The following is a 15425-nucleotide window of genomic DNA, read 5'->3' on the forward strand; positions in this document are numbered from 1 at the left end:
GCCGGGGCAATTTGCTGCCCGGGCAGGCGCGGCGAGGGCGCCGCACACATAAAGCCTCATGAACGCTTACTACCGCCAGCTCCAGTCCGCCATCGAACACCTGGACAACATCAACCCCATGTTCGATTTTGCCGGCGCCGACCCTTCCGCGCAGGCCCGACAACTCAAGACATGGTGGGGTAAGGCACTGGCCGACGATCATCTCCACGGACACGACCCTTCAGGCCCCATCACGGTGGACCATGGCCAGCTCACCGACCGACAGCTCGTGCTGCTGTCCGCCCTTCAGCGGGGCGCACGCGGCGTCACCGGCGACTGGGCTGCGACAGCCGGCCCCGAAGCCGGGGACGCGCTGGCGCTGACCGTTACCGGTCATGGACTCACTGTCACGGCAACTGCCGCGGAGGTCAAGACGGGGGTTTCCTTCAAGGAAGGCGCCCGCTTCATTGCCGTGGACGGAAGCGAACCAGCCTGGCCGCCAGTAATGCTCCACCGCACCACCAACGTTCCGAACCCCGTCGCTGAGCTAGTCGATTTGCTGGCCGTATCGACAGCCTTCGCCGGCTCGCCGTTCGCGGCCCTCCACGACTCGATCCGCCGGACGTCCTACGACGCGTTTGAGGCATTCAACGAGGAATTCGAGGTTGACTGGAATTCCGGGACCGCTACCCCCAGCGAGCAGGTGCGCCGTGCCCTGGCCACGGCAGCCGGGATGACCGAGGACGACGTTCCCGGCATGCTGGGCGCGGTGTTGAACAAAGCTGCCAGCTATGGCCACTCTGTTCCGGAGGCAACGACCGGGCGGGTCTATCCGGACCAGCAGGCGTCGACAGGCGGGCCCTCCAGTATGGGAGCAGCAATCCTGGCCGGCCTTGGCATCGATGTCGGCGACGCACAAGTCATCGGCATCCCCGCCGGCGGAAGCATGAGCATCGGGATCGGCGTAGGACCAGACGGCCTCACCATCTCCGACCTCCCGGTCGTTGGCGCAGGCACGCCGGCGGTCGTCGACCCCGAAGAAGCCTTCCTGGCCGAATGCGCGGCGAGCCTCGGGCTTCCCACCGAAGTCTTCCGCGGGATCGTCCAAGGCGACGAGGCCTGACGCTCTTTTGCGTCAACTCGAGCCCCAAATCGCCCGTCGGCCTTCCGGCCGCATAGGGAACCCCAGACACCACGAAATACCGCCGGCTCATGCCGACCATCCAGCACCACGAAAAGAGAACACCATGGGAGCCCTCAAGCTCGTCGAACAGGCCCACGCGATCAACTGGAACCGCATCCAGGACGAAAAAGACGTTGACGTCTGGAACCGCCTGGTCAACAACTTCTGGCTGCCGGAGAAGATCCCTCTGTCCAACGACGTCCAGTCCTGGGCCACCCTGACCCCGGAAGAGCAACTGCTCACCATGCGCGTGTTCACGGGCCTGACGCTGCTGGATACCATCCAGGGCACCGTCGGCGCCGTGTCCCTCATCCCGGACGCCATCACCCCGCACGAGGCAGCCGTCTACACGAACATCGCGTTCATGGAATCGGTGCACGCCAAGAGCTACTCCTCGATCTTCTCCACGCTGGCCTCCACCAAGGAGATCGACGAGGCATTCCGCTGGTCGGTCGAGAACGAGCACCTTCAGAAGAAGGCGAAAATCGTCATGGACTACTACCAGGGCGACGACCCGCTCAAGCGGAAGATCGCCTCCACCCTGCTTGAAGGCTTCCTGTTCTACTCCGGGTTCTACCTGCCGATGTACTGGTCCTCGCGCGCCAAACTGACGAACACTGCCGACCTGATCCGCCTCATCATCAAGGACGAGGCCGTGCACGGCTACTACATCGGCTACAAGTTCCAGAAGGGCCTCGAAAAGGTCTCCGAGGAGCGGAGGGAAGAGCTGAAGGACTACACGTTCGACCTGCTCTTCGAGCTGTACGAAAACGAAGTCCAGTACACGCACGACCTGTACGACGGCGTCGGCCTGGCTGAGGACGTCAAGAAGTTCCTGCACTACAACGCCAACAAGGCACTCATGAACCTCGGCTACGAACCGATGTTCGGCAAGGACACCACCAACGTGAACCCGGCGATCCTGTCCGCACTGTCACCGAACGCTGACGAGAACCATGATTTCTTCAGTGGGTCGGGCTCAAGCTATATCGTCGGGTCGTCGAAAGCGGTTGCCACCGAATCGGAGGACTGGAATTTCTAAAAAAGCTGTCTAAAGTTCTGCTTTTGGTGCTGTTGAGTCTTTAATATTTCGAGCCATGATTCAAATCGCCGAATACGGACGACAATAGCTTACGGGGCGGTCGGAGAAACCCGGCCGCCCTTCTGTGCCCGGATCGGACCAGGTCCGCACACATACCAAGCATGAGCACACTCACCGAGGCCCGGCCGGCCGCAGCCACAGCAAGAGAGTACCGATGGGCGGTCTCCGACGGCGCCTACGAAAACCTGTTCTTCGAGTCGACTTCGTGGGCGGCGTCCTGGCTCGCCGACGAAGCCATGCGGCAACATCTACGCGGCCGCGTACCGGAATTTACCGTGCACCTGCAGGACCAGTTCATGGGCGTCCTTTGGGATGCCACCTCCGACGTCAGTGATGTCTTCACCGCGATTGGCTGGCCCACCGTGTCGGGGGAGACCCTGCAGCTTCGTGCAACGGTCATCGGAATCGTCCGCGACATCCTGGTCAGCGACGACACCCGCACGGACGCACCGTTCCCCGGGATTTCGGACCCCCACACCTACGCCATGGTCTGCCGTTAGGCGGGTCGGGCAACTGGGCTGTCCGCACACATGACTGGGGACAGACCCACAAGGAGGCCTCAATGACCTACTCCGAAGCCAAGTCGGCCGAATATCCGCCGCAGGAGGAGAACCAGCTGCTTACCGAGTTCGCCGCCGAGCTGCTTGCTCGCCGCACGTTCGCGGTAGTCGGCGACATCAGAGAATCTTGGAACGACTGGATCGGCAACCGACAGGAAACCCGCGAAGAACGGATGGAACCGTTCGTAACCCACGCCGCCAACCTGGCAGCCGTCGGAATGCTCACCTGGCCCCAGAAGGAAACTCCGGGGATCGGCTGGACGGTTCAAAAACCCGGAGAGTACCGCGGCATGAACGCAGCCCCTGCCCTCGACAGGATCACCCTTTTCGGCCAGGACGCCGGAAAAGCTATCAGCTACTTCCGTGCCTGCCGCACCACCGACCAGCCGTGCCGCCTTGAGTGGGCGTTCGCCCCAAAGATGGACTGAGCACATTGACCGAGACACCTGACCCGCTGATGGTCACCCACAACATCGGATTCGACGAGGCCACGCGAAACACAGTCTGTGAGTGCGGCGACCGCGGGCACGCCGGCTACCTCGCCCACATCGCCGGGCTCCTCGGAACTGACGAGACCGGTGCCCGCCAGGCGCTGCTGAAAGCCCACACGTTCACCGAGATCAACCCCGGCATGTGCGGTGGCTGCGAGACCTGTGGCAGCGATTCCGTCTCTGCGGTCTGCGCCATCTGCGGCGAGGGAGATTCACCCTGCGGCGCGTACTTCGAGGCGATCCTGAACGCCGACGGAACCCCTTTCGAATTCCCCTCCACCGAAGGACAGAAATGAATGACCACTATCAGGCGGCTATGGACGGGCTAAAGGAAATCCGCGCCATCGTGGACCGCGGAACGCCGCCGACGGAAGCCACCGCCCTCGCTGTCACCCAGACCCGGGCCATCCTTGCCGTTGCCGAAGAGCAGGCAAAAACCAACGAGCACCTCCAGACGGGGAACCTCATTGCCTACGCTCAGTTGTGCCTTGCCGGGCGAGACGGGGCCAAATCCGCCGCCGCCCGAAATGCCGCCGAAGCCGCCATGAAAGGCGCATCCGATGACAATGGGGATGACTTCTGATGCCCCCGCGTCTACTCATCACCGGCTCGCGCGGCTGGACTGACCGAGCCGTCATCCGGGACGCACTCCGCACCTGGTGGGACTCCACCGGCCGTGACCCCGACGCCGTCCTCGTCTCCGGCAAGTGCCCCAAAGGAGCGGACAAGATCTGCGAGGAAGTCTGGGCCCACAACGGGCTGACACTAGAACTGCATCCCGCCAAGTGGCGGAAACCGGACGGCAGCCAAGACATGGGCGCCGGCTACACCCGCAACAAAGCCATGGTCGACACCGCACCGGACCACATCATCGCCTTCATCCTCGACGGCTCCGGCGGTGCCAGTCACTGCCTCCGCTATGCCCAACGCAAAGGTATCCCGTTCACCGTCCATGAAGCCTCCTCGGCCGGCTGATGGCAGCACCCCATTTAATGCGACCGGTCGATCTGGAGCGGCGGGAGGCTTGCGCCACCGAACTGCGTGCACGCTTCCCCGGGCACGCTGAGGCCGTACTCTCAGCCCTGGACGACAACCCGTCTGCCGAGCTGCCCTACCACGGCACCCCGCACATGCTCGTGGTCGCGCTGGCCGTCCTGGAACTGGCGGACGGCGAGAAACTCACCGCAGAGGAGACGGACCTGGTGTTCCTGGCCGCCCTGTTCCACGACTACGACTACGCTGGTGCGCCCAATGACACCGTCAATACTGCGCGCTCCGCTTCGGCCGTCCACCGGCACCTGGCTTTCACCGACCATCACCGGATCGCGTCACTCGTCGAAGCGAGCCGCTACCCCTACCTGGTCCCGCCGCGCTGCAGGCTCGAGGAAGTGCTCCGGGACGCCGACGTCGCCTACTCCACTTTGCTGATCCCTGACGCGCAACACTTCCGCACCGGCCTGTTCCTTGAACGCGGTGCCCCATCGACCGAGCAGGACGCTCTCGCGTTCGTCATCGGGCACGGCCTCTACACCCGGTCGGCTGTGAAGGCCGTGGACCGTGTCGTCTCTGCCGGCCGGGACCGCCGCTGAAGCGACTTCCTAACGGCCCACCGCCGGTCAGAGGTGTGAGCTCAGGGAATCTACGCATGTTTTTCGATATACATCGAAGCTCGCAACCAATTCGTGGCCAGGAGATCCAGCTTGAAACCATCGCCCCGACGCAAGAAGGACCCCCACCGCCGGGCACGGCGGCTACCCTCGGCCGCTACCGCCCTCCGCTCCACTGCTGGCGCGTTCGATCTTCCATCGATTCTGGTCGGCGTAGTTATCGTCGGTGTCCTCACCGCAGGCGTGCTGGTGTCCGTGCTCGGTGTCATTCCGTTTTCCCAGGACCTGGAGTCCAAGCAGGACCTGGCGGCCCTGACCACCGCTGAGGGAGTCTCCAAAGTCAGGGACGGAGTCTTCAGAGACAAAGCCGGACTCAAAGGCGCCACCCTCCTCAACGGCGGGGACACCCTGGCTGTCGGCACCGATGCCAACGGCAGCTGCTTCGCGGGCATCTCCAAATCGGAAACGGGCAGACTGTTCTTCAACAGCGACACCGCACCCACGCCCAAAGAGCTCACTGACCACGCAGCGCTTGAGTGTGTCACCGACACCGTGGCCCAGGACATGATCGCCGGCATCGGCGGACACGCGCTCTGAGCATTCGTCCGGGAACCCGGGCAGGGCGAAGCCGTTCCAATCCGAGGCAAGGTCACTCCGGAAAGGTCAATGTCGTCCCCCGCTGATTCACTGGGGGTCACTGTCCCGATCTGTGAGGTCCCAAGATGCCCCGATCGCTCCGCTTAGATAGCCCCGTTGACCTCGTCAAATCCGAGGCAGGTGTTATCAACGCCACCGCGGCCATGGTCGGGCTCGGTGTCATGACAGTCGTCGGCGGCGTGGCCGCCTCGTCGGTATCCGGGCTCATGCCAATCGCCCAGGACAGCGCCGCCCGGCAAAACGCGGCACAGGTCGGGACCGCGCAGGGCCTCGCCAGGATCATGGACGGCAAGTTCACTGACCTCGAAGGCCTCGAAGCCGGCGGCTACCTGCCCGCCTACCGGGCAGCATCCGGTCCACGCCGCTTCGACGTCGGGTCAGGTCAGGGCGGCACCTGCTTCGTGGTCATCAGCCGGTCCGCCACCGGACAGCACTTCTTCGTCACCGACCTCATCCCGACACCGGAACCGCTCACAACCAGTACGGCGACAGGGTGCCTGAGCGACGGGACTGTCCGGTCCATGGCCGACAAACTTGACTCAGCGGCCGCCGGGACCTGACCCGAACGAGCACACAGAAAAAGCCCGCAAGACGCCTGGAAACCGGGCGCCGGCGGGCTTTTTCGTGCCGTGACCCGGCCGGCTGCCCGCCGCACGGTGACTGCTGCCGACGATGCCGCACACATGAGCCTCAAATAACCAAGGCCGCTGACCGTTGACGGCCTTCGCCCTGAAGCCACACCAACAGAAAGCAACCGCATGAAAAAGCGCCTCATCGGCATCATCCTGGCCGGCGTCTTGCTGGTCGGCGTCGTCGCGGCTGTGATCGTGCCGAAGATGTCAGCCTCCGCAGGCACTGCCAGCGAGCCACTGAAGGTCGTCACCGGAGTCATCGGCTCCGAGAAGAAGGAATTCTTCGATGACCCGAGAGTCAAGGCCGTCTTCGCCGCACGAGGCTATGACGTACGGGTCAAGACCGCAGGCTCACGCCAGATCGCCACCAGCCCCGCACTGGCCACTAGCGATTTTGCCTTCCCGTCCTCAGCCCCGGCCGCGGACAAGATCGCCATTGGCAGGACCGTGAAGGGAACCTACTCGCCGTTCTTCTCACCAATGGCCGTCGCAACCTTCAAGCCGGTCGCCCAGCTCCTCAAGAACGCTGGCATCGCCCGGCAGGATTCCAAAGGCACCTGGACGTTGGACATGAAGGCCTATCTGAACGCAGTCAAAGAGGGCAAACGATGGAACCAGCTTCCAGGAGCCGCCGAACTCTACAACTCCAACCGCAGCGTCCTGATGACCTCAACCGACATCCGCTCATCCAACTCTGCTGCCATGTACCTGGCCATTGCCTCCTACACGGCGAACGGCAACAACGTCCTTTCCGGCTCCTTCTCCGGAGATACCGTCCTGCCCGAAATGGCCGGGTTGTTCCTCAATCAGGGATTCTCCGAGGCATCCTCAGGCGGGCCGTTTGGGGACTACCTTTCTCAAGGCATGGGCTCGAAGCCGATGGTGATGATCTACGAATCCCAGTTCCTGGGCCAGCAGATGTCCGAGACCGGGTCAAAGGCCATGTCCCCGGACATGGTCCTGATGTACCCACAAGCCACAGTCCTTTCAAAGCACACTGTCATTGCTCTGACCGACAGCGGCAGTGCCATCGGTCAGCTGCTCCTCTCCGACCCTGACCTGATGACACTTGAAGCCCAGCACGGGTTCCGTCCCGCAGACCGGAGCAAGCTCGAAAACGCCCTGCAGGAACACAACCTGCCATTGCCCGAGCCGCTGGTTGATGTCGCCGATGCCCCTACCTACGAGGTGCTTGAGTCGCTCATCGACAAGATCAGCGCCAAATACGACCCCGCCAATACCCCGGCCCCGACCGCTGACGGCGACGCCGTCACCAAGAAGTAGAAGGACCAACCATGACCGAATCCCTGAGCCTCACGCCACCAGCGGGAGCCCTCGTCCTGACTCCTCCGTCAGCCGTTGCGGTTGTCACCACCGAGCAGGCCACCAATGTGGTGCCACTCGAAGATGCCGCCACGCTCAAGATCAAGCAGGAGGCCGCGGACTTCGTCTCCAGCCTCATGACTATCGACACGAAAGACCCGGTCTTCTCCCGCAAGATCGACGACATCGCCAAGCTCGGGAACGCGGAAATCGTTGCGTCCTCACAGATGTCCAACCGGATGCTGGAACGGCCCAGCCAGGCCCTCGCCGGGTCCAAAGGCAAGGGCGGCGACGTTCAGGCCCAGGTCGCAGACGGGCTCGCGAAGCTTCGTTTCACCGTCGAAGACCTCGACCCGTCCAAGATGAAGGGTGGCTTCTTCGGCGACCTGTTCGGTGTGAAGAACCAGCTGCGCAACTACTTCGCCCGCTACCAGTCCTCACAGTCGCACCTGAACGCCATCCTGAAGTCCCTCGACAAGGGCGCGGACGGTCTTCTGAAAGACAACGCCGACATCGAAGGTGAGAAGACCCGTCTCTGGGAAACCATGGGCAAGCTTCAGCAGAAGGTCGCCCTCGTCAGCGCCCTCGACGCCGAACTGGACACTCGGATCGAATCTCTCCGGCTTACCGACCCGGAACGTGCGAAGGTACTGTCCTCCGACGTCCTGTTCGAGGTGCGCCGGAAGCACCAGGACCTGCTGACCCAGCAGTCCGTCGCCGCGCAGGGCTACATGGCCTTGGACCTGGTCCGCAACAACAACAAGGAACTCCTCAAAGGCGTCGACCGGGCAAGCACCACCACCGTCGCGGCCCTGCGCACTGCCGTCATCGTCGCACAGGCACTGACCAGTCAGAAGATGGTCCTGGACCAGATCACGGCGCTGAACAGCACCACCGAGAGCATGATCCTGTCCACGTCCGTGATGCTCAAGGACCAGACCGCACAGATCCACCAGCAGGCCGCATCCTCGACGATCAGCATCGAGACCCTGCAGACCGCATTCCAGAACATATACGACACGATCGACGCCGTCGACACGTACAAGCTCCAGGCTGTCGAGTCCATGCAGATCACGGTCGACGCATTGCAGGAACAGATCGGCAAGGCCGGCACCTACCTTGAGCGCACCCGTGCCAACGAGGGTCAGAAGTCAATCGGAGGACTCTCATGAGCCGCTTCACCCAGGGGGCCGGCGTCGCCGCTTCCACCCTCATCCTGGTCCTGACCCTGGGCGCGTGCGGTGCCGGTTCGGCCGCCGACCAGGCGCGGACGGACCCGGATACTCTCCAGATCCTTGCCGGCAGTGAGCTCAAAGACATGGGCTCGATCCTCGAAGCAGCCGCCAAGGAGACCGGTGTGAAGGTCCACTTCGACTACGCCGGGACGTTGGAAGGGACGCAGACCGTCGCCGATGGCGCCGCTGATGGCAAGTACGACGCTGTCTGGTTCCCGTCCAACCGCTACCTGACGCTCCTCCCCGGAGCCAAAGACAAGGTCGCCTCCGCCACGAAGATCATGACCTCCCCGGTGATCCTGGGCGTGAAGTCGAAGGTAGCGACGAAGCTCGGCTGGAACACCAAGGCACCCACCTGGGCGGAAATTTCCACCGCAGCAGCCGGTGGCGACTTCCGGTACGGCATGGCCAACCCGGCCGCCTCCAACTCCGGATTCTCCGCCCTGGTGGCCGTCGCTACCGGCCTGGCCAACACCGGCAACTCGCTGACCGCGGAGAACATCAAAGAGTACACCCCGTCACTGACGAGCTTCTTCTCCGGACAGAAGCTCACCGCCGGCTCATCGGGATGGCTCTCGGACAAGTTCCAGACCAGCACCGACATTGACGGGATCATCAACTACGAATCAGTGATCGCCGGCATGGACACCACCGCGCTCGGTGACAGCCTGACGAAGGTCACACCAGCGGACGGCGTCATCACGGCCGACTACCCGCTGTCCATTCTGGCTGCGGCCAGCGACGCCAAGAAAGCCAAGGCTGAAATCCTGACCGAATGGCTGCTCAAGCCCTCAAGTCAGCAGACCATCATGGACACCACCGCCCGGCGCCCCGCGGTTCCCGGTATCGCCCTGACGGACAAGTTCGGCAAGCAGCCCCTCGTGGAGCAGCCCTTCCCGAACACCCTCACGGTCGCCCACCAGCTCATCGAGAGCTACCTCGGCACCATCCGGAAGCCCTCCCAGACGGTCTTCTCCCTGGACACGTCCGGGTCCATGAGCGGCGAACGGATCGCCCAGCTGAAATCGGCGCTGAAGAACCTCTCCGGCGCGGATGCCTCGACCACCGGCTCCTTCGCGTCCTTCCAGACCCGTGAGCACGTCACCTTGATCCCGTTCAACGACCGCGTCGGTGCCACCGCACGGTTCACCATCCCGGAAGCCGACAAGGCCGCCGAACTGGGACGCATCTCCTCCACCGTCTCCGGCTTCAACGCCGCGGGCGGGACAGCGATCTACGACTCGCTCGTGAAGGCACTCGAGGAAGCCGAAGCCCAGGCAACCAGCAACCCCGACACCTTCACCTCTATCGTGTTGATGACCGACGGTGAAAACCGGGACGGCATGGACCTGAAGCGGTTCAAGAACCACTACGCCAGCCTCGGCGCCGCCGCCAAACAGATCCCGGTCTTCGTGATCATTTTCGGTGAAGGTAACGTCAAGGAACTCCAGGAAGTAGCCTCCCTGACCGGCGGCAAGGCGTTCGACGCCCGCAGCTCCGACCTGAATTCTGTCTTCCGCGAGATCCGCGGCTACCAGTAGCCCGACTCCACCTGTGATGCCCCGACCGCTCCCGGCCGGGGCATCACAGTTTCCGCCTCCAGCAGGGGAGGGCTGACGATCATGCCGCACACATAGGGTGCAGAACCGAACCTCGAATACGAATGCTTCTGAAAGGTGGCCTCGTGGCCAGCAACTTCACCGGGATCCTCTCACGGGTCCCAGCCTGGGCAGGCACAACCAAGAACCTGACCGGCATGGGACTGGCCAGCGCCGGCGTACTGGCCGAACTCACACTCGGCCTTGGCCCCTTCTGGCCCGCCGTGATCATCGGCCTCTACGCCGCAGGGGCCCTGCTGGCCCCGCCCGAGAAGGTGAACTTCACCGGCGCCCTTGGCTCCAGCACCGACCTCCGCAAACTCAAGGAGGACCTGGCCGCGCTGGACCGCCGGCTGCTGCCAAACCGGAACCGGCTCGGCCAGGACGTCACCGCAAAGGTGGACGCCCTCACCGGACTGCTCCACGACATTCTGGACCGGGGGGAGGCACTCAGAGGCTCACCCCAGCAGCTGAACGTCGTCGAGTCCACCATCCACGACTACCTTCCAACGTCGCTGGAAACCTACCTGAACCTGCCACGCACCTACGCCATGAGCTCCCGTCAGACCGGAAAGAAGTCCGCCCACGAGGAGCTCCTCGGACAGCTGGACATCCTGGCCCGGGAAGCAGGGAAGATCCTGGACGCGGTCGTGGAAAACGACTCCTCGGCACTGGCCAATCAGGGCCGGTTCCTGGAAGACAAATTCCGGCCCTCCAGCCTCGACATCTGACAACCGTGCCTGGTTCCTGTTGAACCGGAACCGGTTTCGTGACGGTGAGGGCAAAAAGCTATTCTGCCAATAGGATCAGCAGGAATCGTTAGCTCGAACTGGGGGGAAACATGAAGAAGCTTCTGTGCGTGCTCGCATCGATTGTTGCGCTGCTGACGATGACATCCTGCGCCCCGAAGTTGAGCACGGCGGAAGCATGTTCTGAGTACAACACCCTGACCAGTCTCATGATCAGCTCGTCCAACGACGACCAGATCCACTCCAGGTACGGCAACCAACTAAAAGACATGCTGGACAAGGCCCCGGACACGGTAAAAGCCGACATGCACGCGATCTACCTGCTCATGACAGATAGCCCCGACGCCAAGCGAAACCCAGAGGCGGCCCAGCGCATTGAAGTTGCCTGCAAGGCCGCCAAAGGCTGACTTCTTCAAACGCTCCACATCGCCGGTGCAACGCCTGTCCCATCGCGCATAACCGCTGCAGCCGGCAGCCAGAATTACGGGTGCGCCAGCAGCATCAACAGACATACAGGTCATTCCGAAGCCCCCAACCCATCTCTACGCATGCTTTCAAGCAGACACCCCAACCATGAGAAGAGCTTTTCTATGACCGTCCGCCCGTCCGCCACCGGGGCAACCTGGTCCGACACCCTCGGCCGCGCCGGCACCCGAGCCGCCCAGATCCTGCTGATCCTCGCACTGGCAGGCGTCACCATCTACGGTCTTCTCGCCGTCAGCCTTGTCGTGATCCCCATCCTGCTGGCCCTGATCCTCACCGCGGCGATCGCCCCGCTCGTGACCTGGCTCAAGGCGCGGGGGCTTCCCTCCGCGGCGGCGACCGGCGTCTCTTTCCTGGGCTTGCTCGCCGTCTTCGGCGGCACCATCTTCGGCATCGTCATCGCGGTCCGCCGCGAGATGCCAGACCTGATCGCCCACGCCACAGAAGGGTTCGACCAGACCCTCGGCTTCGTCAAGAACGGGCCGTTCCAGCTGGACGCGCAGGCCATGGAGAATGCGCGGGACACCGCCGTCGGCTACCTCACCAGCTCCAGTTTCAGCTCCGGTGCCCTGACCGGGCTCGGCGCAGTCACATCCTTCATCACCGGCTTCGTCCTCCTGGCCGTGGTCCTGTTCTACTTCCTCAAAGACGGGGAGCACATTTGGAGATTCATGCTCCGCGGATTCGGCGGCGACCACCGGGCCAAGGCGGAACTGGCCGGCAGGCGCAGCATGGAAGTCCTGGGCGGCTACGTCCGCGGGACAGCTGCCGTCGCCGCCGTTGACGCTGTCTGCATCGGCGCCGCCCTGGCTATCTTGCAGGTACCCCTCGCATTGCCGCTGGCCGTCCTGACCTTCGTCGGCGGCTTCATCCCGCTCGTCGGCGCCACCGCGGCGGGAATTCTGGCCGTCCTGGTGGCTTTGGTCTCCAACGGCCCCGTCGGGGCGATCATCGTACTGGCCGTCGTTGTGATCGTCAACCAGTTGGAAGGCAACTTCCTCCAGCCCGTGCTTATGGGCAAGGCCATGGCGGTCCACGGGCTCGTCATCCTGCTGGCACTGACCGTCGGAACAATCCTTGCCGGGATCATCGGCGCGGTCCTGTCGGTCCCGCTGACCGCCGTCGGCTGGGCCGTCATCAAGGTCTGGTCCGGGCAGGACACCTCAGTGCTGCTGCCCGATCCGCAGGAGACCCAGCAGCCCGAAACGGTGCCCGCGTGAACATCCGCTGACGCCCGGTGAATAGCACCCACCGTATCGTGGGCTGTCCCGGGGCGGAGCTGCCAAGCCGAAGAATTTACACGACAGAGAGCATCACCACATGACCGCACCATCCGGACGAAGGGCCAGGACAGGGCCGGCCCCCGTTGACCCGAGCAAGTTCGTCCACATTGACCGGCCCAGCAACGCTGGACTTCGCGGCGCCGTCGCGGTCGGCATGTTCCTGTCCATTGGGGCCGGAGCCGCCGCACTGTCTTGCGCCCTGCTCCCGTTCTCCCCTGAAGCGGAGATCCTCTACCTGGTCGCTGCCTGCATCGGTGCGGTGCTGGGGGCAGTCATCTTCACCCGGAGCAGCCTGCGTTCCGGGCGGCGCACACGGGAAGATTTCGTCCGGTGCGGCGGCGATCCTGCCGGGATGACGGACACGATGTTCGGCGTCATGCGCGGCAACCGGACCAAGAATGGCCAATGGGTTGTTCCGGAACAAAGCTCCGGGGATTACCAAGGCATCTGACCGACTGGTCGGTGGCGGTGAGGCTGATTCCCGCCTCCGCACACATGAAGTTCAAGCCCGGGAAGCCGGGCATCCGAAGAACGGGGAAAGCGCGCCCCGCAGGACGGACAGGTAGACGGATCGGCATCCGTCCCCCTGGGCAGTGAGTTGGTGAGCAGGTGGGCATGACGCCGGACCACGCAACCCGATAGGGGAGCGTGAGAAAACACCCAGCGGGTCCGAATCCCGTACATACAGCCAAAGGGCCCGAGACCGTGGCCTCCGGACCTAGCCGACGGATGAGAAGTGCCGAGCCGACAGTGTGTCGAGCCACTACTGGGGCAATCCGGGCGGGTTCAAATCCCGAGGGGCGCGGCGCTTCAACATAACGGAGCCGGGAAGTTCAACTTCCCGGCTCCTTCTTTTTATCTGGAACTCACAGGGGGGTCGGGGGTCCGACCCCCTCCTGTGTGCAGGAGCACGGAACGCCCGTGATCGGCTGGCCTACGCATGTTTTAGGGTAGAAGCCACCGAGAGGCCGCCCATGAATTGCACCAGCCACACACCGCTGCCCAGCGCTTGCACCTGCCCTCGGGATCCCCTGTGAACCGCTACGACGTGCTGGGCCTCAAAGCCGACGCCACCCAGGACGAGGTCAAGAAGGCCTACCGAAAGCTGGCCGCCAAAACCCATCCCGATGTCGCCGGCGCGGTCATGGCACCACTCTTCATGTCTGTCCAGGACGCCTACGAGACACTCTCGAACCCGGCCAAGCGCGCTGCCTACGACCGGGAACTGGGCTGTCCGCACCGGGAGACCGCCCCTTCTGAGCCAGCTGCCCCGGAACCGCCCCGCCAGCCGCGCCACGAAGCGCCCACCTTCCGGCAACCCGTGTACGAGGAAGAGACCTACCAGGAGCCTGCAGCGACACCGCCAGGATCGCTCAAGCTGCGCCGGCTGAAACTCGGCCTGCTCATCACATTTTTCGCCGGTCTGGGCGGCTACTGGATCTTCCAAGAAATTCAGCTCCTCCAGATTGTCCAGCCCAAAGGCGGCATCCGGCTACTCACCGCCCCGGGCCTGCCGGCCATCATCTACGCGGTCCTCTGGGCGGTCGGAACCCTCATTGCAACGTTCGCCGATGAGATCAGGACCGCCTGGAAGGCACCAGTATTCCTCGCCGGCCTCTCCGCCGGATTCGCGTTCATCACCGCCACCTGGAGTACCGGTCTATGGCTCCCGACACTGATCACCGGCGCCGTGCTGACGTACTCGATTGCGGCTGCCGTACGGTTCAGGAACGACCGGGTCCGTCAGCTCCGGTGAGAGCTTGCGGGTCCACCGCACACATTAAGGTTCATGAGCAACATTTCCATGCCCGGAGCCGCTGACATCGCAGCCCGCACTGCCACCGCCATCCGGTCCCTGAACGACGGGCAGATCGCCGCCATCCTGACTTCATCCCGCCGGGTCGCCCGGCGCAGGAGCAGACTTCCCGAAGGCTGGGCAACCCTCACGAAGGCGGCCCCGGAGCTCGCCAACACCATGGATGACCTGCACGCCCGCGAGATCATCAACGACCTGCCACGCTTCGAAGCGCTGGCGAAGGCGCACGCAAAGCAGCTGGACGGGGCCGTCACAACGCGGACCGGCAAGCTCACCGCACTGTCTGTCCTGGCCGCCGCTGTTCTCGGAGTCATCACCACCATCCTCGGCCTGACCGGTGTCATCCACCATCCGCTCACCGTCGCCGGGGCCGGGCTGACCGGAGGACTGCTTGTCGCCGCCTACATCGGCGGGCACCTCCTGTCCCGGCAGGACGAAAGCTGGATGTTTGCCGACCCGGAAGCAGCCGCGGCGATTGTGTGGGACGCGGGCATCGACGCCGCCGCGGCGGCTGCCCTGACCGGAAGAAGCGGGTCGGACGGGATTACCCGCGAATTGCTGCTCACCCTCGGTGCAGTCTGGGCGGGTGCCGGACTGGGGACCGAGCATCTGAACGCCACCCCTACTACCACCAGCCCGGTCGCCCTGCTTACCGCACGCCAGACCGTGACCACCGAGGGACAGCACGCCGCCTGACGCTTTCGGGATCGTCCTCGGCGCCGGATCC

At 63.8% G+C, this 15425-nt stretch carries 19 protein-coding genes; all 19 read left to right on the top strand.

Annotated features, from left to right (window positions below; genetic code table 11):
• Nucleotides 1-58: 58 nt before the first annotated feature.
• The 19 genes from ABIB45_RS04660 to ABIB45_RS04750 all read left to right on the top strand — a co-directional run bounded on the left by ABIB45_RS04660 (nucleotide 59) and on the right by ABIB45_RS04750 (nucleotide 15394).
• Complete coding sequence (locus ABIB45_RS04660) at nucleotides 59-1102, top strand: hypothetical protein (RefSeq protein WP_354214774.1); 1044 nt, start codon at nucleotides 59-61, stop codon at nucleotides 1100-1102.
• A gap of 124 nt (nucleotides 1103-1226) precedes the next feature.
• Nucleotides 1227-2204, top strand: a complete 978-nt coding sequence (gene nrdF, locus ABIB45_RS04665; protein WP_354214775.1) for a class 1b ribonucleoside-diphosphate reductase subunit beta — start codon at nucleotides 1227-1229, stop codon at nucleotides 2202-2204.
• Nucleotides 2205-2365: 161 nt separating this feature from the next.
• On the top strand, nucleotides 2366-2764 hold the full coding sequence (locus ABIB45_RS04670; RefSeq protein WP_354214776.1) for a hypothetical protein: 399 nt from the start codon (nucleotides 2366-2368) through the stop codon (nucleotides 2762-2764).
• Nucleotides 2765-2826: 62 nt separating this feature from the next.
• A complete protein-coding gene (locus ABIB45_RS04675; RefSeq protein ID WP_354214777.1) occupies nucleotides 2827-3252 on the top strand; it encodes a hypothetical protein in 426 nt (141 codons plus the stop codon).
• A gap of 5 nt (nucleotides 3253-3257) precedes the next feature.
• On the top strand, nucleotides 3258-3611 hold the full coding sequence (locus tag ABIB45_RS04680; protein WP_354214778.1) for a hypothetical protein: 354 nt from the start codon (nucleotides 3258-3260) through the stop codon (nucleotides 3609-3611).
• A complete protein-coding gene (locus ABIB45_RS04685) occupies nucleotides 3608-3898 on the top strand; it encodes a hypothetical protein (protein WP_354214779.1) in 291 nt (96 codons plus the stop codon). The genes ABIB45_RS04680 and ABIB45_RS04685 overlap by 4 nt, the downstream gene beginning before the upstream one ends.
• On the top strand, nucleotides 3898-4290 hold the full coding sequence (locus ABIB45_RS04690; protein WP_354214780.1) for an SLOG family protein: 393 nt from the start codon (nucleotides 3898-3900) through the stop codon (nucleotides 4288-4290). Before ABIB45_RS04685 ends, ABIB45_RS04690 begins: the two co-directional genes overlap by 1 nt.
• 17 nt (nucleotides 4291-4307) lie before the next feature.
• Complete coding sequence (locus ABIB45_RS04695; protein ID WP_354214781.1) at nucleotides 4308-4904, top strand: hypothetical protein; 597 nt, start codon at nucleotides 4308-4310, stop codon at nucleotides 4902-4904.
• Nucleotides 4905-5015: 111 nt separating this feature from the next.
• On the top strand, nucleotides 5016-5519 hold the full coding sequence (locus tag ABIB45_RS04700) for a hypothetical protein (protein ID WP_354214782.1): 504 nt from the start codon (nucleotides 5016-5018) through the stop codon (nucleotides 5517-5519).
• A 125-nt stretch (nucleotides 5520-5644) separates the two neighbouring features.
• Nucleotides 5645-6139: a hypothetical protein gene (locus ABIB45_RS04705; protein ID WP_354214783.1), complete on the top strand. Its 495-nt coding sequence runs from the start codon at nucleotides 5645-5647 to the stop codon at nucleotides 6137-6139.
• Nucleotides 6140-6337: 198 nt separating this feature from the next.
• Nucleotides 6338-7495 (top strand): hypothetical protein, encoded by a 1158-nt coding sequence (locus ABIB45_RS04710; protein WP_354214784.1) that lies wholly within the window; start codon nucleotides 6338-6340, stop codon nucleotides 7493-7495.
• Nucleotides 7496-7506: 11 nt separating this feature from the next.
• The gene (locus ABIB45_RS04715; protein WP_354214785.1) at nucleotides 7507-8706 is read left to right on the top strand and encodes a toxic anion resistance protein; all 1200 of its coding nucleotides are present in this window, start codon (nucleotides 7507-7509) and stop codon (nucleotides 8704-8706) included.
• Nucleotides 8703-10310, top strand: coding sequence for a vWA domain-containing protein (locus tag ABIB45_RS04720; RefSeq protein ID WP_354214786.1), 1608 nt, complete (start codon nucleotides 8703-8705; stop codon nucleotides 10308-10310). Before ABIB45_RS04715 ends, ABIB45_RS04720 begins: the two co-directional genes overlap by 4 nt.
• Nucleotides 10311-10453: 143 nt before the next feature.
• On the top strand, nucleotides 10454-11098 hold the full coding sequence (locus ABIB45_RS04725) for a hypothetical protein (protein ID WP_354214787.1): 645 nt from the start codon (nucleotides 10454-10456) through the stop codon (nucleotides 11096-11098).
• Nucleotides 11099-11208: 110 nt separating this feature from the next.
• Entirely contained in the window at nucleotides 11209-11523 is a 315-nt protein-coding gene (locus ABIB45_RS04730; protein WP_354214788.1) for a hypothetical protein, read from the top strand.
• A gap of 183 nt (nucleotides 11524-11706) precedes the next feature.
• On the top strand, nucleotides 11707-12819 hold the full coding sequence (locus tag ABIB45_RS04735; protein WP_354214789.1) for an AI-2E family transporter: 1113 nt from the start codon (nucleotides 11707-11709) through the stop codon (nucleotides 12817-12819).
• A 100-nt stretch (nucleotides 12820-12919) separates the two neighbouring features.
• Nucleotides 12920-13333 carry a hypothetical protein gene (locus ABIB45_RS04740; RefSeq protein WP_354214790.1) on the top strand — a complete coding sequence of 138 codons (414 nt, stop codon included), beginning with the start codon at nucleotides 12920-12922 and terminating at the stop codon, nucleotides 13331-13333.
• A gap of 582 nt (nucleotides 13334-13915) precedes the next feature.
• Entirely contained in the window at nucleotides 13916-14638 is a 723-nt protein-coding gene (locus tag ABIB45_RS04745) for a J domain-containing protein (RefSeq protein ID WP_354214791.1), read from the top strand.
• A gap of 33 nt (nucleotides 14639-14671) precedes the next feature.
• The gene (locus tag ABIB45_RS04750; protein ID WP_354214792.1) at nucleotides 14672-15394 is read left to right on the top strand and encodes a hypothetical protein; all 723 of its coding nucleotides are present in this window, start codon (nucleotides 14672-14674) and stop codon (nucleotides 15392-15394) included.
• Nucleotides 15395-15425: the final 31 nt, after the last annotated feature.

This window comes from Arthrobacter sp. UYCo732 (assembly GCF_040547265.1).
Classification (GTDB): Bacteria; Actinomycetota; Actinomycetes; order Actinomycetales; family Micrococcaceae; genus Arthrobacter.